This is a genomic window from Pseudomonadota bacterium, assembly GCA_039024915.1.
Lineage (GTDB): Bacteria > Pseudomonadota > Alphaproteobacteria > Rhizobiales > MH13 > MH13.
This window is the reverse complement of sequence record JBCCPK010000002.1, coordinates 88,951-105,265: the sequence shown is the minus strand read 5'-3', so window position 1 is coordinate 105,265 and position 16,315 is coordinate 88,951. Positions and strand designations below refer to the sequence as shown.

Genomic DNA, 16,315 nt, shown 5'->3' with positions numbered 1-16,315 from the left:
AGGGGATAACATTCATGTATCTGTCACGTGCGATCCGCTTTGCCGTCGCTTTAGTGGTTCCCGTCAGCTTCGCGGGCAGCGCTTGGGCGCAGGAACGAGTCCTGACGATCTACACCTATGATAGTTTCATTGCAGACTGGGGCCCAGGCCCTGTTCTCACAGAGGCCTTTGAGGCTCAGTGCTCCTGTACGCTCGATTGGGTTGCTCCAGGCGATGGCGTGGCTGTCCTTAATCGGCTGCGCTTCGAAGGGGACACAACTGACGCGGACGTCGTCCTTGGGCTTGACACCAACCTGTTGGCGGAAGCGCAGCAGACCGGTCTGTTGGCGCCTCACGAAACCGATCTTTCGACGCTCGAGCTGCCGGTGGAATGGCAAGACGAGACTTTCGTCCCGTTCGACTATGGCTATTTTGCAGTGATCTACGACACCCAAGCGATCGAAACGCCGCCCACATCGCTGGCGGAACTCGTCGCCAGCGACGGCTCGCAGCCGTTGGTTATTCAAGACCCGCGGACATCGACACCGGGCCTTGGCTTTCTGCTCTGGATGAAGGCTGTGTTTGGCGATGACGCCGCTGAACGTTGGCAAGAATTGTCTGATACCATTTTGACGGTCACGCCCGGTTGGAGCGAAGCGTACGGACTGTTCACTCAAGGCGAAGCGCCTATGGTGCTGAGCTACACAACATCTCCTGCCTATCACATGGTCGTCGAGGAGGAGGGGCGTTATCAGGCCGCCGCGTTTGAGGAAGGCCACTACATCCAGATCGAGATCGCGGCGGCTGTAGCGCAGTCTGGCGAGCTCGATCTTGCAAGAGAGTTTCTCGCTTTCCTGATCTCTCCTCAGGCGCAATCGGTTATTCCCGTCACCAACTGGATGCTGCCTGTGGCCCCCGGGTCTGAAGCCCTGCCTGAGCCGTTTGAACGGCTTGTCGAACCGACACAAGCCTTGCTGCTCGACCCGCAAATAGTGGCCGAGCGTCGTGGTGAGTGGGTTGATGAATGGTTGAACGCGGTCGATCGGTAGTTTCGTCCGGTCGGTTGAGCAGACAGTGAACCGAGCGCTCGTTTCTGGTTCTTTTGTCCTCTTGGGCTTTGGTGGCTTTACGCTGGTGGCACTGGTCGCGCTCATCAGCGCGGCGGACGGTGGGCCGCTCGGCCTGCCTATCGATCGGCTCGCCAGCCCATACGCCCTGCGCATACTGGGCTTTACGCTTTCTCAGGCCTTTTTATCGGTTGGGCTTTCGATCTTGGGTGCAATCCCGCTCGCGTTGATTGTGATCCGTTATCGACGCTTCATGGGGCGGGACTGGATCATTCGACTGCTGGCTCTGCCTCTCGCGCTTCCACCGCTCGTTGCAGTCATTGGTCTGCTTCAGGTCTGGGGCCGCAGTGGTACGGTCTCCGATCTGCTGCAGTTCCTTGGCCTTGATATGAGGTTATCGATCTTCGGCATGGGAGGGGTCGTTCTTGCCCATGTCTTCTTCAACTTGCCTCTCGCTGCGCGTTTGATGATTACGCATCTTGAGCGCCAGCCCGACACCGTGTTTCGTTTAGCCGATCAGTTGGGCCTATCGGGGTGGTCGCGCGTTCGTCTGCTTGAGGCACCACTTTTGCTCCCGCATCTTCCGGCGGTCGCCGGGCTCGTGCTGATGCTCTGCATCGGGTCGTTCACGATTGTCCTGACGCTTGGTGGTGGGCCCGCGTCCGCCACCTACGAGGTCGCGATTTACCAGGCTCTCCGTTTTGACTTCGACCCCGGCCTTGCGGCCGTTTTCACGTTGGCGCAACTGGTGTTGGCAACAACAATTCTTCTCGTCTTACATCGATTTGGCGGTGCGCCCGACGATAGGGCGGGAACCTCATCCCGACCGCAGATGGGCGGGGAGAATTTGCCCCGGAGTGTTTTGGCTTTGCTGGGCGTTTACGGGCTTCTCTTGCTGGCCCCGCTCGTCGCTTTGGCCGCTGCCGGTGTTGGTGCTGAATGGGAGCGGCTCGTGCTCCTTCCAAGGCTTTGGTCTGCTACCATCACGAGCTTGGTCATTGCGGCGTGCTCAGCGTGTTTGTCGGTGACGGGGGCGTACTTGCTGGCTGTTGGCAGGGATCGCGGTCTTGCGCCACGAGGTGTGGCTCGAGGCCTTTATATGGCCGGCTACGCGTCGGTTGGGTCGGCTGTCCTCGCTATTCCACCAATCATCCTTGGTGCTGGTTGGTTTATACTGCTGCGCGGCGCTGCTCATCAGACGGCTCTGGCCGCTGTGATGGTGATTATCGTCAACGCACTGATGGCTCTTCCTTTCGTTCTGCGCGTTCTTGCTCCAGCGCACCAGGCGGCGATGCGCAGATATGGTTCCTTGTGTGCAGGCTTGGGGCTTGTTGGATGGCGGCGCTTCGTTTTGATTGATGCACCGGTACTCGCTCGCCCGTTCGCAGCTGCATGCGCCTTCGCTCTTGTGCTGTCGGTCGGCGACCTTGGTGCCGCGGCGATCTTCGGGGCTTATGACCTTGTGACTCTGCCTATCCTGATCCTCAACCTGATGGGAAGTTACCGGACCACCGACGCTGCTGGCGTCGCGCTGGCGTTGGCGCTGTTCGTCTTCGCGCTTATCTGGCTCGCCGATCGGATCAACAGGATCTCCCTATGATTGAGATGGAAGGTGCGGGCATTTCATTCTCGACGGGCGCGGACTTCACCTATGACTTGAGCATTTCGAAGGGCGAGGGTGTGGGCCTTATCGGTCCGAGCGGAGCTGGGAAATCGACGCTGTTAGCCATGCTTGGTGGGTTCCTGCCTATCGACAGAGGCAGCGTCTGTCTCGACGGCAAAAACCATACGGCGTCACCACCGGCTCACCGCCCTGTGTCCATGATGTTCCAGTCGAACAATGTGTTCGATCATCTTGATGTCGCGACCAATGTTGGGCTTGGAATCAGCCCACAATTTTCGCGAAAATCCAGTGACTTATCGGTTGTGCTCGATGCTCTGAATCAGGTTGGGTTAGCGGGATTTGAAGACCGGCGCGCCCACACGCTTTCAGGTGGCGAAGCGCAGCGCGTAGCGCTCGCCCGCGCATTGGTTCGGGATCGGCCGGTTCTTCTTCTGGATGAACCTTTTGCTGCGCTGGGGCCTTCAATGCGTGCGGGGTTCACCGACTTACTGGCTCGCTTTAAATCCCAGCATCACCTCACGATGTTGATCATCTCTCACTCGCCTTATGAGCTTCAACCTCTTTGTGAACGCCTCGTCTTTATCGATAAGGGCAGCATCGCGCAGGACGGGCCGTTTGATAGGCTGATGGACAGCGATCCCGACACGCCAATCGGACGTTATCTGGGCACGCGAGGCCTCATGACCGACAAAAGAGGGTAGGTATTGCCCGGCTTTGACATGACGCGGTCATCGGGGTTGGCTACGTCGTGCTGATTTGTAGCCCCGACTTAAATCTGATGAACGACACAGCTTCCCCCCAAAAACTTTCTGACGCGCAGCCGCGTCCGGTAAACGTGCCTTTTGATGAGCTCGAGGTTGGCCAGACCGTGACTGTTGAGCGGTTGTGTACCCAAAACGACCTCATTGTTTTCGCCCATTCTTCGGGCAATCGGAATCCGCTTCATTTGCCCACCACCGATTATACCGGCGATGGCGTCGACGACGTGCCGCTCGCACCATCCATGTGGCTGGCTTCGTTGATTTCTGCGGCGCTTGGTAATCACCTGCCTGGTCCCGGTAGCCTGTATCTGTCGCAGAACCTGAGGTTTCATGCCCGGGCAAGCGTAGGCGACTTACTGCGCATAAGTCTGAAGGTGCTCGAGCTTCGCGAGGCGCGTGAGGTTTTGCTGGCGACGACCGTACGGAGCGCAGACGACGCATTGCTTGTTGACGGTCAAGCAAGTGTGCGGGCGCCAAGCCGCCCTCTTTTTCTTGGCGATATCGACGTCCCAGACCTTCAGGTGCAAAAACATGCGCATTTCGATGCGCTTCTGGCTCGCGCTCAAGAATTGCCCCCAATGCCGGTTGCTGTGGTTGCTCCGGATGATCCCAATTCGCTGGGGGGCGCGCTTCTCGCACGAGATGAGGGGCTGATTAAGCCGATTTTGGTCGGATCGAGATCAAGGATAGCAGAGGCTGCCGGTGAACTTTCGATTTCACTTCAAGGCATTGAACTGATCGATATTGAAGATGAGCCTACAGCGGCTGCGCGTGCGGTCGAATTGGTTCACCAGGGCGCTGCACGCGCGGTGATGAAGGGGCATTTGCACACCGATCACCTTCTGAAGCATGTTTTGAAGTCTGATGGCGGGCTTCGGACAGGCAAGCGTATCAGCCATGTTTTCGTTATGGACGTGCCCGGCCGTCAAAGCCCAATTCTCATTACCGATGCGGCGATCAACATTGCCCCAGATTTAAAAACCAAGGTCCACATCGTTCAGAACGCTATCGACCTGGCGCGAGCTATTGGGTTCGACGTTCCCAAGGTGGGGATCTTATCAGCGGTGGAGACGGTCAACCCCGCCCTGCCATCGACAATTGATGCAGCTGTGCTTTCGAAGATGGCGGATCGTGGTCAGATAACGGGCGGCATGGTTGACGGTCCATTGGCGATGGATAATGCCGTCGATATTGGTGCCGCCCGCACCAAGGGCATCACCAGCCTTGTTGCTGGCTATGCCAATGTGCTCGTGGCGCCCAATCTTGAGGCGGGCAACATGCTCGCTAAGGAGCTGACGTTCCTGGCCAACGCGGAAGCTGCTGGGCTTCTGGTGGGAGCCAGTGTCCCCGTCATCCTGACAAGTAGGGCAGATGGCGACAAAGCGCGATTAGCATCGTGTGCGCTCGCGGTCCTCTATGAGGTTTGGTTGAGGACGGGATTACCGGTCGCTCCGGGCCTTTTCGGTGCCCAAGATGGCGATGCGTCCTGATGGGTATCGTTCTGACATTCAACGCAGGCTCCTCAAGCTTGAAGTTCAGCGGCTTCAAGCGAACAGAAGGAGATCCATCCCGTCTGTTCAAAGGGCATTTCGACGCTGGAAAAGCGCCCGATAGCCTGACAATCGAGCTGTCAACTGGCGAGGATTTTGCCTTAGGGCTTGAACAGTCCGGCGATCTATCGTCCGCCTTCGAAACGCTGCTTCGCTGGAGTTCCCAACACCAATCCGCTGGCAACATCGACGCGATTGGCCACAGGATCGTTCATGGCGGCCTGACCTACACGAACCCGATCGTCTTGGACGATGCTTCGTTGTCTGAGCTCGCGAAGTTGGAGCCTCTTGCACCGCTTCACCAGCCCTTCAATCTTAAAGGCGTCCGGCTTGCACGCCGGGCGTTTCCGGGCGTGCCGCAGATTGGATGCTTCGACACCGCGTTTCATCGAAGGCACCCATTTGTGAACGACACTTTTGGGTTGCCCTATCGCTTCTTTGACGAGGGCGTTCGTCGTTACGGCTTTCATGGTCTCTCATACACTTCGATCAGCGAGGCACTGGGTCGGCGCGATCCAAAATTCGCAAAGGCGAAAGTTATCGTGGCGCATTTGGGAAGCGGGGCATCCATGTGCGCCATCCGAGAGGGCCAAAGCATCGGATCCACAATGGGATTTTCAGCGCTTGACGGTCTTCCGATGGGAACGCGGTGCGGTCAGCTCGACCCAGGAGTCCTGATCTACCTTATGGAAACGCATGGGCTCGACAGGGCGGAGCTCACCGATCTTTTGTACCGTGAGTCCGGTCTTCTGGGCATTTCTGGCATCAGCAATGACATGCGGGTCTTGTTGGAGAGCGACCGTCCGCGAGCGCAAGACGCTATCGATTATTTCGTTTTCCGCATTCGGCGTGAAATTGGCGCGATGACGGCGGTGTTGGGCGGGCTGGACGCGTTGGTCTTTACTGGGGGTATCGGCGAGAACTCGGCTGTCGTCCGTGAACGTATTTGTGCCGACTTTGGGTGGCTAGGTTTATCCATTGATCCATCGAAGAACGACCAGCATGCCGATGTCGTCAGCCCTGACGGGTCACAGGTGGAGGTTATGGTGTTGCCGACTGATGAAGAGGCAGTTATCGCCCACGCCGCGATTGATCTGGCGGAAGGGTAAGTTGTGGCTGGAGCTAAGCGCTGATGGTGGATGGTGAGCATGATCGTACCGGCGGTTACGCGCAGTCGCGGCCATCCGACAATGTGGTTCCGATCGTCAGCCGAGCGGGCCGCCTCGCAGACGCGCTAAAAAGGGCGCGGGGGAGGCAGGAAGAACAGCTTCGCCGCGAGCTCGCTAACCGCGAAAGCTCCCTGTCCCATCTCGCCCTTCAGCTTGATGATCTCGCTGAAGAATTGAATTCGGTTTCAGATACTGATGCCGTTGATCGTTTCGAGCTGATCCCGTCTCAGGTCGGTGATCGTATAGTCGTGGACACGCTTAGCTATGTGGATATCGACCCGCAAAGCGCGCAATATCGTTTGCGTCGACAGCGACGCGAAGGGCCCGATACCCTGTTTGAGAGCTCTGACCGCGATGCCATGACCGATGCAGTCGCCGATTACATCGCACAGCGGTTGGTCGAGCGCGAATTGGACGGACCGCCAAGTCACCAACTCATGCAGCCGGTCCATCGCTCGTCCGAGATGAAACTACCTGAGTCACCGAAGCAAACGAGCGCATCTACCCGCACAAAGCGTAGCCTGTGGCCCGGACTGGGATTGTTTTTTCTGGGTGTGCTTTGTGGTGTGTTTGTCCTGTTTCTATGGGCTTGGTTTGCTTATCCCGGTTCCTAGGTCAGCTTCCGCGAAATGGCGACCTCCCCGCGTTCGAGTGTATCGATCGTATCGCTCCGATCTGCATAGCCTCGCCTTTCAAAGCTGAGCAACCAGCCGTCCGTGCTCCGAGCTATGGTGAAAAGCGTGTAGGCTGCCGCTGGCTTATGGCCACCGGGAGCCTGTGCAGCTGAGGAAACGCCAAACACGGGTACGGGTCCAGATCGACTGGATATCGTTGTTTGCGTGGGCAAGTGCGTGTGCCCGTGCAAAACCAGCTCGGCACCTCCATCAAAAATATCCTCCCGAAGCTGAGCCTCGTTGATCAGCCTTTTGTGCCAATGGGTTGCTTTAGGGAATGGCGGGTGGTGAACGAGAACAACGCGGAAGTGTCCTTCCGCTTGCGCCAGTAGTCGCTGTAAAGCGCGCCTTTGGCGGCGATCGACAAATCCAGTTGCCATGAACGGTGCAGTCGCGACCGCCGATGATATCCCGATGACGCAAACCGGGCCGCGATAGCGACCGAACGGATAGGGCTGCCCAACTTCCTTATCTGGCTGATCCCCTTCAAAGAAATCACCACAATTGGCGTTAAACTGACCAAGTGCTCCCTGCACGTAAGCGTCGTGATTGCCCGGGATAGCGGAAACGTCTGCAGGGTCGCCAAGTTGTTCAAGGAAGGTTCGCGCGCGCCCATATTCGGCATCAAGGCCAATGTTCACCAAGTCCCCAGTAACAACGATATGGTTCGGTTTTTTGGCTTTTATGTCGCCAACAAGCTGATCGGTAACAGAGCTGCGGAAGGATCTACCTCGGTTTTTGTGCCAGTTGAGGAAACCAATCGCACGCTTTGAAAGAAGATCTCGTATGCTCACCACTGGCATTGGCCCTAGGTGAACGTCTGATAGGTGTGCAATGCGAAAAGACATGCCTTATCAAATGCCCTTAATTTGATCCGCAGGCAAAGTCCTATGCGCCTAATCGAACCTATAGTGGCATCGTGAATCGAGCCTCAGATATCCCCGGCTTTGACCAGTCAACCATTGCATGGCGCGGTGCGAGCGGTGCGGACCAGAGAATGGTCCAAAACTGCCTAAACATTGTATCACTCCATCATACTGACCGCACAGACTGTCTCGCTGTGCGGAACGCGCATGTGGCAACGGCAACGATTTGTGCAACGCCCGCCTGTGCAACCCAGCTCTGCGCCCACCGCGTACCGGAAAGGTTGAAAGACGTGCTCGAAGGTCCAAAGCCAAGGAGCCCCCTGAGGTCTCTGCTGCGCGAGGTCAGGTTTCGGCTCATCATGGTGTTCCGAGGGATGTCACTTGGCGTGCGTGTGCTGGCCGTCGATCGTTCTGGTAGGATCCTCATGGTTCGCCATGGGTACACGCCAGGGTGGCACCTGCCAGGAGGAGGCGTCGATTATAACGAAACCCTCGAAGCCGCCGCAGCGCGGGAGCTACTCGAGGAGACCGGATATCGATGCCCGAACGGGATGCACATCAAAGGTGTAGCGTACAATCGAAAGCTCTGGAAAGGCGACCATGTCGTGGTTTTCTATGCCACCGACTTAGAAAAGATGGCTGACGTGAAACCAGGCTTTGAGATTGCGGAAACAGGCTTTTTCTCACCGGACGATCTGCCTGCGGATACGAGCGCAGGGACGCGAGCCCGCATTGTTGAATGGCAAGCGGGCTCCCCAATCTCTGCGTATTGGAACGGCTAGACTGTCACGCTGCTGCGCGAAGATGATCTCGACCGTGCGGTGAATCCAGGTCGAGTTCAGGTCCAACTGGTACAATCCGCGTCGGATTGATCGTCTCATGACTGGCATAGTAGTGGCGTTTGATATGATCGAAGCTGACCGTTTCGGCGATTCCTGGCCATTGAAAGAGCTCGCGCAAGTAGCCCGAGAGATTAGCGTAGTCTGAAATCCGGCGGACATTGCATTTGAAGTGGCCGACGTACACCGCGTCAAATCGGATCAGCGTTGTGAACAGCCGCCAATCTGCTTCGGTGATTTGATCCCCAACCAGATAGCGGTTCCGAGATAGTCGCTCTTCAACTTCATCGAGAGCTTCAAACAGTGTTGTGACCGCTTCGTGGTAGGCTTCCTGTGTGGTTGCAAAGCCTGATTTGTAAACGCCATTGTTGATCGCGTCGTAGATCCGCTCGTTCAGAGCATCGATCTCAACGCGGTGGTTTTGCGGATAGTAATCTGCGGGCGTTGCACCAACGCCGTCAAAGGCGCTGTTGAGCATACGGATAATCTCCGACGACTCGTTTGACACCATTGCGTTCTGCGCTTTGTCCCAAAGGATCGGGACCGTGACACGTCCGGAGTAAGTTGGATCGGCTTTCACGTAGACTTCCGAAAGCGCTGATGATCCGAATAGTCGGTCTGATGTTGCTTCGGGTTGCTGATCGTCGAAAACCCAACCTTTTTCGTACATGAGTGGGGAGACGACATCGACCGATATCATGTCCTCAAGACCTTTGAGCTTGCGCATAATCAGCGTGCGATGGGCCCACGGGCAGGCGAGGGATACGTACAAATGGTAGCGCCCAGGCTCCGCCTTGAACCCTCCAACGCCCGATAGCCCGGCGTCACCATGAGCGGTGACCCAATGGCGAAACTGGGATTGGGAGCGGACGAACTTTCCGCCGGTCTTACGGGTATCGTACCATTGATCTTGCCACACGCCGTCAACCAAAAGCCCCATCGGTTCGCTCCCTTTTGTGTCGCTGAACTTTTCTAAGAATGAAAAGCAATAAACGGTCCATACACGGCGGGCCACCTCTGGCGCCCATGACAAACTGTTTGGATATTCGCAACGGTAAGCACGACATTCTCGAAGCGCGTGTTGCCTGTTCAAATGATTGTCACGCGAAGCTGCCCGTGGTAGCCGCATCGTCATGGACACAAGACCCTCAGCCCGACTGCGACGAAGCATAGCGATTTGACGATCCCTGCAAGGGGCTGGATCGCCCTTTGTGCTTTGTGAATCTTCAGTGGCGAGTTAGTCCATGACCTCCCCCAATGCCCTAAGCGCCAGTGCCCGGCCTTCTGCAGGCCCGGCGATCGGCCCTTCGTTCTCTCTTGTTCCGTTTGATCCGACAAACGCACCCGACGTGGACCGTCTGCACGCGTCAGTTTTCGGGCCCGGCCGCTTCGCCCGCACCGCGTTTCGGCTGCGTGAGCAGGCCGAACCGATTGCATCCTTCTGCTTTACGGCGATGGATCGAGATAACCTCATCGGCGCTGTGACTGTCTCGCGCATCCGCGTTGGCGCTGACCGTGGCGTTTTGCTGGGCCCGCTCGCAGTTGTGCCTTCCCAACGCGAGCGTGGCGTTGGTCGTGCGTTGCTTGCTAAGGCTGTTGAGCGCGCTTTTCTTTCTGGGGAACCGTTCGTGCTGCTCGTTGGCGACAAGCCATATTATGAACCGTTTGGCTTCACGCCCTGCGCAGCCGATCAGATCGTTATGCCCGGTCCCGTTGCGCCAGACCGCTTGTTGGTTGCGCGTGGGCCTCTATGCGCGGATGATATGCCCAAGGGGGTCGCGCGCGGAGAGCGGCAAACTCGACTGCCGCGTCGAACATAAGCCGCTAGCGACCTTCACGCCACCATGTCGCGCCCCAAAGCATCAGTGCAGGTATCAGCGTCCAAAGTCCCAGTGTTAGCGGCTGTTGCCTCGCGCCGAGAAGAACAGATGCCTCACTGCGCCGGAAACCGATCCAGCCGCTTCCAGTCGTCCGGCCGGCGCCGTCCACCAGTCGCGTGCGGGGCACAGAAAGTGATCCATCTGCGGTTGGTTGTAGGCGCACTGCTGCAGAGCGGGTCGCGGCGGCTATCGGTTCAAATCGCTGCGTTGAGCTGACCACTGTCTGCAGTTCGTTGGGGTTAGGTGGCCCCACGTGTGCGAGGGTGGATAAGGTGCCGTCCGTTAAGCGCCAAAGCCCGATCTCGCGAGCCTCTATCGAGACGCGGAATAGCCCGTCGCCCTGATTGTCCAGAGAGACAGTAAGCTCCTCACCGCCTGGCGCCTCGATGTCGATGTCGTCCACCGAATCGGCCAGCGTTCGGCGTTCAATCAGCAGACGCTCCCCGACAACACGAGCCTGAAGTGTCTCGTCTTCAAGGTCGGGCTCTCGCATCAGCCAATGTGCGGTCCGACGCAGTAATTGCACATGCGGCCCTCCTCCTTCGAAGTTGCGCGCCCAAAGCCATATGTGATCCGACAGCAACACAGCCACACGCCCGTCCCCACGCTTGTCCAGTGCAAGAAGCGGCGCGCTTGGAACGGCTGCATCGATTGGTGTTCGCATTGCGACCGTACTGGCTTGCGTGGCTTCTGCCGCAATCAATCGGAACCAACGGCTCCAGTCAGGGTCGTTTTCGTCTGTTTCCGTCGCCGTAGGGGCGCCTACCAGCCCTCGGGTGATTGGATGCCTTCGGCCGATCTCCGATAGTCGCGGATGAAAAGGGGCTTCTAGAATTTCGCCGGTTGGAAAAACGGGTAGGACGTCCGCGAGTGCCGTAAACGCTATGCTGGTCTCATCGGCAAATTCCGGCCCCGCTGCGATCAGTAGTGCGCCGCCGCGGCGCACATAATCGGCAATGTTGTCAAAATAGACCAGCGGCAAAACGCTGCGACGCTGGTAACGGTCCAGAATAATAAGGTCAAAATCGTTGATACGTTCGACGAATAGCTCTCGGGTTGGAAACGCGATCAACGACAGCTCGCCAATCGGTGTTCCATCCTGTTTTTCGGGGGGACGCAGGATGGTGAAGTGCACCAGGTCCACAGCCGGGTCGGACTTCAGGAGGTTGCGCCATGTTCTCTCGCCTGCATGCGGCTGACCCGAAACGAGCAGGACACGCAAAGTGTCCCGGACCCCTTCCACTGAGAAAGTTGCCTGGTTGTTCAACTCGGTCAGTTCACCATCGGCCTGCGCGATGCGCAGCTCAAACAGATTGTCGCCTGCGCGGTCGACCGAGATTGGCACATCGATATCGACGCCGATTGGCACCTCTGTTTCGATGAGGATTTCGTTGTTCCGCAAGATCGAAAGTCTGACGGTGGCATCGGGGTTCGCGGTAAGTGGGGCTCCATCCTCGACAACCCGGAATACAAGCGGTTCCCTGCGATCCACCAGCGTGAAGCGAGGCACTTGGAGCAGCTCAATACGCCGGTCGCCTTCGTCCGGCACGCCAGTGATCAGCGCGTGGATGGGGATGCCGTCACCCAGAATAGCAGGTGCTTGCGCGTCCAGCGTAGCTGCAGGTAAATCTGCGATTTGCCCATCGGTTATGAGCACGGCTCCGCCGATCTGTTCGCGTGGGACATCCGCCAAGGCTTCCTGGAGGGGGCCGATTGCGAGGGTGCCGGCTTCACGGTCGGTTCCAAGCGTCACCGTCCGAATTTCCACACCCCCAAGCTCAGAGAGGCGCTCTTTGAGAAGCTCAGATGCTTGAGCGGTTTGCTCCTGGCGTGGATCAATGCTGGTTTGGCTGGCGCTCGCGTCCTCAACGACTGCGATCACTGTCGGTTGCCGCTCGCGCTCTTCCAATCGGAGCGAGGGGTTCACCAGGCAGCCTGCTACCAGCGCCAGTGCTGTCCCCCGAAGCCACGCGCCTGGACGTCGGCGCAGAACGCCTGCGGTGAAGACCGCGAACGCGAGAAGAGCGAAAACGCCAATGACTGCTGGAGAGATCAGCGGGTCGGCAGTGATTGACCAATCCGTCATTATTGGATGAGCCGTTCAAGTAGCGCGGGAATGTGCACCTGATCGGCTTTGTAATTTCCGGTCATGACGTACATGGCAATGTTGACCCCGGTCCGGTATGCGAACTCGCGCTGCAGCGGGTTTGGCGGTGAGGTGGGGTAAAGCGGTCGCCCATCGTTTGATAGTGCCCACGCTGATGCAAAATCATTGCTCGTGATCATGATGGCGCTGACGCCATCTCCGCCGCGTGCCGGACGGTCCACATCATCGGGCGAATCCGGCAGGCGTTCGACCCACAAAGGCCCATTGGGGTAGCGCCCTGGATAAGCATCTATCAGGTAGAAGCTCTTGGTAAGGACATGATCATCCGGCACAGGCTCAAGCGGCGGAATGTCAAGAGCGCCCAGTAGTGCGCGAAGATTGGCTGTTTGCGGGGTCAAGGCATTGGAAAACGCATCGCTGGCTTCGTCGCGCGTATCGAAAAGGATCGTGCCGCCATTTTTCATGTAAGCGTCAATGCGCTCCACAAGTGCCTCTGGTACGGCCATCGGTGTGTCGGGCATTGGCCAATACAAAAGCGGATAAACCGATAGCTCATCGGTCGCCGGGTCGATGCCAAATGGTGGTGCCGGTTCGAAAGCCGTTCGTTGCGTGAGAATGCGTGATATCCCTGAGATGCCTTCACGGGACCGACGGTCAATGTCACTTTCGCCGGTGAGTACGTAGGCGAAACGCGTCTCATTGCTTGCAGCAATGATTTTTTGCAGAGCATCCGCTTCGTTGGTCTGGGCAACAGTACCGGCCGGATCAACCACGACCAGCACACACGCAAGAAACCCGACGCTGGCACTCGAAGCAACTCGACCGCGCAACAGACCGCCGGATAGCGCAAGTACGATGGCAGCGTCTGTCAGGGCCAGCAAGATGGCAAGTGTGAACAGCCCCGTGCGCAGGTCTGTGCCCTCGTGTTCATCGATCACCAAAAGACCGGCACCGCTCTCCCTCAACAGATCCGGGCGCGCGGCGACCAGATAGGGATCGCCATCGAAGAGATTGAGGGCGAACGGCGATGATGGGGGGCCGTAAAACCCTGGTGGGGTTCCGACGGTAGCAAGTGGCTCCACGCCAGCGGCCAGAACCAAGGTTTCGGCGAAGGATGGGACCCCGCCGAGAGTGCCGAAGGCGTTCAGCGTCTGACGCGGGTTCAGGGCTTGAGCCTCGCCCTGGCGGGCCGTTGTGTCGTCAACGGCCAGCGCACCTGTCCGTTCGGCGTTTCGCGCTCGGCTCGTGTTGGGAACCGCCAGTTCGATAAGCCGCCCCAACATATCGACGAACAGACCTGATAAGGGCAGGTTCGACCAGCTGGTTTCCGCCGTCACATGGAACAGGATCAGGTGGCCCAAGCCTCTGTGCTGACCCGTAACAAGCGGGGTCGCATCACTCAGCTCAGCATACGTGTTGGTGGCGAGCGCGCTTCCCGGTTCGCTTAGGACTTGCCTTTCAATAACAATCTCGCTGGGCACGGTTAGCCCAGCAAATGGACTGGATGCCCTGAACGGTGCAATGTTTTGCGGCTGTTCCCAGGTCAGCGCCCCACCGAACTGCCTATCGACGGCGCGCAACGGGACGGGCAACAGCGGATCTGGATTAGAAGCAAGCCCGGCGCTAGCAAATCGGATAAGCACCCCGCCGCTTTCGATCCACGGAGAAAGGTCGGCTACGGTGCCGGGCACAAGGCTTAGCGAGCCTGCCAGGATGATGACGTCCGCACCATTTGCTATCGCCCGTCGCACCTCACTGTTACCGTCGCCAGTTCGCGGGGCACGAACGTCCGCCAATGGTTGAAGAGCGCGCTGAAGGTAGGTTGCTGCGGATAGAAGCGGCTGGGCCTGGTCAGCCCTATCGCCGCTGATAATGGCAACCTGCCGACGCTCATTTCGATCGTCGATCAGGAGAACCTCGCCTGCGTGTAAAACCGGCTGGGCGGCTATTCTCGCAATGTCATTTCGCAAGTCGCTGGGTAGGTCAAAGGCGATACGTTCGGCAGTGACCCCCTCCGCATTAGTCAACGGTACGGTTGCCAACTGACGCCCCGCTGCGTCGTAGGCAATCACCGAACGGGCCCTGAAATCAGTTGGGAAGGACGGCTCCGTTTGCGGGTCAGACCGCACGGTGTGGATTAGCGCGGCTGGGCCGTCGCGCCCACCGTCAAGGGTCAGTGCAAGCTCTGGCGAGGCGCCTGGGATGATCGCGAGGTTTCCCATTTGGAGTAGGGGCTCGATCCAGGCGGGCGCCCGAGCGTTGTCATCACTTGGGGTGGGCTCGGCCAAACCGCTTGTCATCCAGATGATCGCTGGATTGGTCCAGGCATCAGTCTGGAGGTATTCACTGACCCGTTCGGCGACCGCCAACCGATCAAGTCGTGCCGGATGGGGCTGGAGGTCGTCTAGTTGTGAAGCTGCCGCAGCGCCATCCGAGGGAAATGGTGCTGTGCTCGTCGGCTGCGGAACTGCCAACAAAGCGATCGGACGGCCTTGCTGGGCGGCTGCATCGGCAATCCGCTCGGCTTGCTGAATGCGTTGGGTCCAGTTGTGAGCGCTCGCCCAGTCGCTTTCGATAACGAGCAGGATTGGATCATCCGACGCGCCGGGGAGCGCGATCGCGTTCCCAGCGCGCCATTGTGGTCCCGCGAACGCCAAGATCAGTGCGGCGAGCAGCAGCAGGCGCAAAAGCAAGAGCCACCACGGTGTTTTGTCCGGTGTCTGCTCAGGCTGCTCAAGTTTTCGCAGGATCTCAACGGGCGGAAAAAAGGTCCGAACGGGTTGAGGTGGCGTTGCGCGCAAGAGCCACCACAGCGCGGGTAAGGCAAGCAAGCCTAAAAGCGCGAGAGGTGCTGTGAAGCTAAGGGCTGACAGGCCGATCATGCCGCCCATACCCTTAAGCCTGTTTTGCGCGTGAAAGCGCTTCGTGGACACTGAGCAGCGGTATCGAAGCGGTCCTGTCCGTGTGGGAAAGTGTATGGCTCCAGCCGCGTGCCCGAGCGATCTGCCTCAGTTCGTCTGTGAAAGCGAGGAAAAGCTCGCGGTATCCGTCGCGCCATCTTTCTGCGCGACCGGCCAAGAGGTTTGATCGGCTTTTGGATAAGCCTTCGAACCTTATGCGTCCCTTGAATGGGAAGGCTTCTTCCGCTGGGTCGACGATCTGTACAAAGTGGGAGCGGGCCCCACGCGAAACCAACTGATCCACCAGCTTTGTTCGAGCGTCATCAGGGAAAAGGAAATCCGAAAGGATCACGACATCTTCCCGTGGGCGCACGGCCGTCATATCCGACCAAACGTGCTTGCCGGACTTGTCAGTATCGCGTGTCAGCAGTTCCTGTGCGATTGTTCGCAACGCCGCGTTGCCGGTTTTCGGGCGCTCACCTCCCACCAGCGCGACACGCTCGCCACCAGCTGTCAGCAGGCTTGCCAAGGCCATCGCGAGCAGCACCGCGCGATCTCGCTTCGGCTCGCGCGCATCGGGCGATGCGAAGCGCATGGACGCAGACATGTCGACACACAGCCGCACCGTATGGGCGCTCTCCCACTCCATTTCGCGCACAAATAACGTGTCACCCCGTGCTGATCGACGCCAATCGATGCGCGATGACGCATCTCCTACGCCATATTGCCTGAATTGCCAGAAGGCATGACCGGGACCGGCGCGTTTGCGGCCGTGCAGGCCAGCAAGTAAAGAAGCCGCCAATCTGCGCGCCTCGACCATCAAAGCCGGCATACTGTCTGCTAGAGCCCGCGGTCGCGTGCTTATGTCCAGCAGGTCAACCGGGTCGAGCTGATCCGGG

At 58.4% G+C, this 16,315-nt stretch carries 13 protein-coding genes; 8 read left to right on the top strand and 5 right to left on the bottom strand.

Annotated elements, in window-relative coordinates; all coding sequences use genetic code 11:
* Nucleotides 1-14 precede the first annotated feature (14 nt).
* The 6 genes from thiB to AAF739_03780 all read left to right on the top strand — a co-directional run bounded on the left by thiB (nucleotide 15) and on the right by AAF739_03780 (nucleotide 6,764).
* Nucleotides 15-1,028 carry a thiamine ABC transporter substrate binding subunit gene (thiB, locus tag AAF739_03805; protein ID MEM6381774.1) on the top strand — a complete coding sequence of 338 codons (1,014 nt, stop codon included), beginning with the start codon at nucleotides 15-17 and terminating at the stop codon, nucleotides 1,026-1,028.
* A gap of 25 nt (nucleotides 1,029-1,053) precedes the next feature.
* On the top strand, nucleotides 1,054-2,646 hold the full coding sequence (locus AAF739_03800; GenBank protein MEM6381773.1) for an ABC transporter permease subunit: 1,593 nt from the start codon (nucleotides 1,054-1,056) through the stop codon (nucleotides 2,644-2,646).
* The gene (locus AAF739_03795) at nucleotides 2,643-3,371 is read left to right on the top strand and encodes an ATP-binding cassette domain-containing protein (protein ID MEM6381772.1); all 729 of its coding nucleotides are present in this window, start codon (nucleotides 2,643-2,645) and stop codon (nucleotides 3,369-3,371) included. Before AAF739_03800 ends, AAF739_03795 begins: the two co-directional genes overlap by 4 nt.
* Nucleotides 3,372-3,448: 77 nt before the next feature.
* Nucleotides 3,449-4,921: a bifunctional enoyl-CoA hydratase/phosphate acetyltransferase gene (locus AAF739_03790; protein MEM6381771.1), complete on the top strand. Its 1,473-nt coding sequence runs from the start codon at nucleotides 3,449-3,451 to the stop codon at nucleotides 4,919-4,921.
* Nucleotides 4,921-6,090 (top strand): acetate/propionate family kinase, encoded by a 1,170-nt coding sequence (locus tag AAF739_03785; protein ID MEM6381770.1) that lies wholly within the window; start codon nucleotides 4,921-4,923, stop codon nucleotides 6,088-6,090. The genes AAF739_03790 and AAF739_03785 overlap by 1 nt, the downstream gene beginning before the upstream one ends.
* 23 nt (nucleotides 6,091-6,113) lie before the next feature.
* The gene (locus AAF739_03780; protein MEM6381769.1) at nucleotides 6,114-6,764 is read left to right on the top strand and encodes a hypothetical protein; all 651 of its coding nucleotides are present in this window, start codon (nucleotides 6,114-6,116) and stop codon (nucleotides 6,762-6,764) included.
* Here AAF739_03780 and AAF739_03775 read toward each other — a convergent pair.
* Nucleotides 6,761-7,672: a metallophosphoesterase gene (locus tag AAF739_03775; protein ID MEM6381768.1), complete on the bottom strand. Its 912-nt coding sequence runs from the start codon at nucleotides 7,670-7,672 to the stop codon at nucleotides 6,761-6,763. The genes AAF739_03780 and AAF739_03775 overlap by 4 nt on opposite strands.
* A 392-nt stretch (nucleotides 7,673-8,064) precedes the next feature.
* Between AAF739_03775 and AAF739_03770 the strand changes: the two genes are divergently transcribed.
* Nucleotides 8,065-8,472, top strand: a complete 408-nt coding sequence (locus AAF739_03770; protein ID MEM6381767.1) for an NUDIX domain-containing protein — start codon at nucleotides 8,065-8,067, stop codon at nucleotides 8,470-8,472.
* A 4-nt stretch (nucleotides 8,473-8,476) separates the two neighbouring features.
* Here the strand turns inward: AAF739_03770 and AAF739_03765 are convergent, their stop codons facing one another.
* Complete coding sequence (locus tag AAF739_03765; protein ID MEM6381766.1) at nucleotides 8,477-9,469, bottom strand: glutathione S-transferase family protein; 993 nt, start codon at nucleotides 9,467-9,469, stop codon at nucleotides 8,477-8,479.
* A 304-nt stretch (nucleotides 9,470-9,773) separates the two neighbouring features.
* On the opposite strand from AAF739_03765, the gene AAF739_03760 reads away from it, so the two are divergent.
* Entirely contained in the window at nucleotides 9,774-10,349 is a 576-nt protein-coding gene (locus AAF739_03760; GenBank protein MEM6381765.1) for an N-acetyltransferase, read from the top strand.
* Between the two features lie 4 nt (nucleotides 10,350-10,353).
* On the opposite strand, the gene AAF739_03755 is transcribed toward AAF739_03760, so the two are convergent.
* From AAF739_03755 to AAF739_03745, 3 genes are read right to left on the bottom strand one after another with little or no spacing between them, the layout of a single operon-like run.
* Nucleotides 10,354-12,495: a hypothetical protein gene (locus AAF739_03755; GenBank protein ID MEM6381764.1), complete on the bottom strand. Its 2,142-nt coding sequence runs from the start codon at nucleotides 12,493-12,495 to the stop codon at nucleotides 10,354-10,356.
* Complete coding sequence (locus AAF739_03750) at nucleotides 12,495-15,407, bottom strand: DUF4159 domain-containing protein (protein ID MEM6381763.1); 2,913 nt, start codon at nucleotides 15,405-15,407, stop codon at nucleotides 12,495-12,497. Before AAF739_03750 ends, AAF739_03755 begins: the two co-directional genes overlap by 1 nt.
* Nucleotides 15,408-15,411: 4 nt before the next feature.
* Nucleotides 15,412-16,248, bottom strand: coding sequence for a DUF58 domain-containing protein (locus tag AAF739_03745; protein MEM6381762.1), 837 nt, complete (start codon nucleotides 16,246-16,248; stop codon nucleotides 15,412-15,414).
* Between the last annotated feature and the right edge of the window lie 67 nt (nucleotides 16,249-16,315).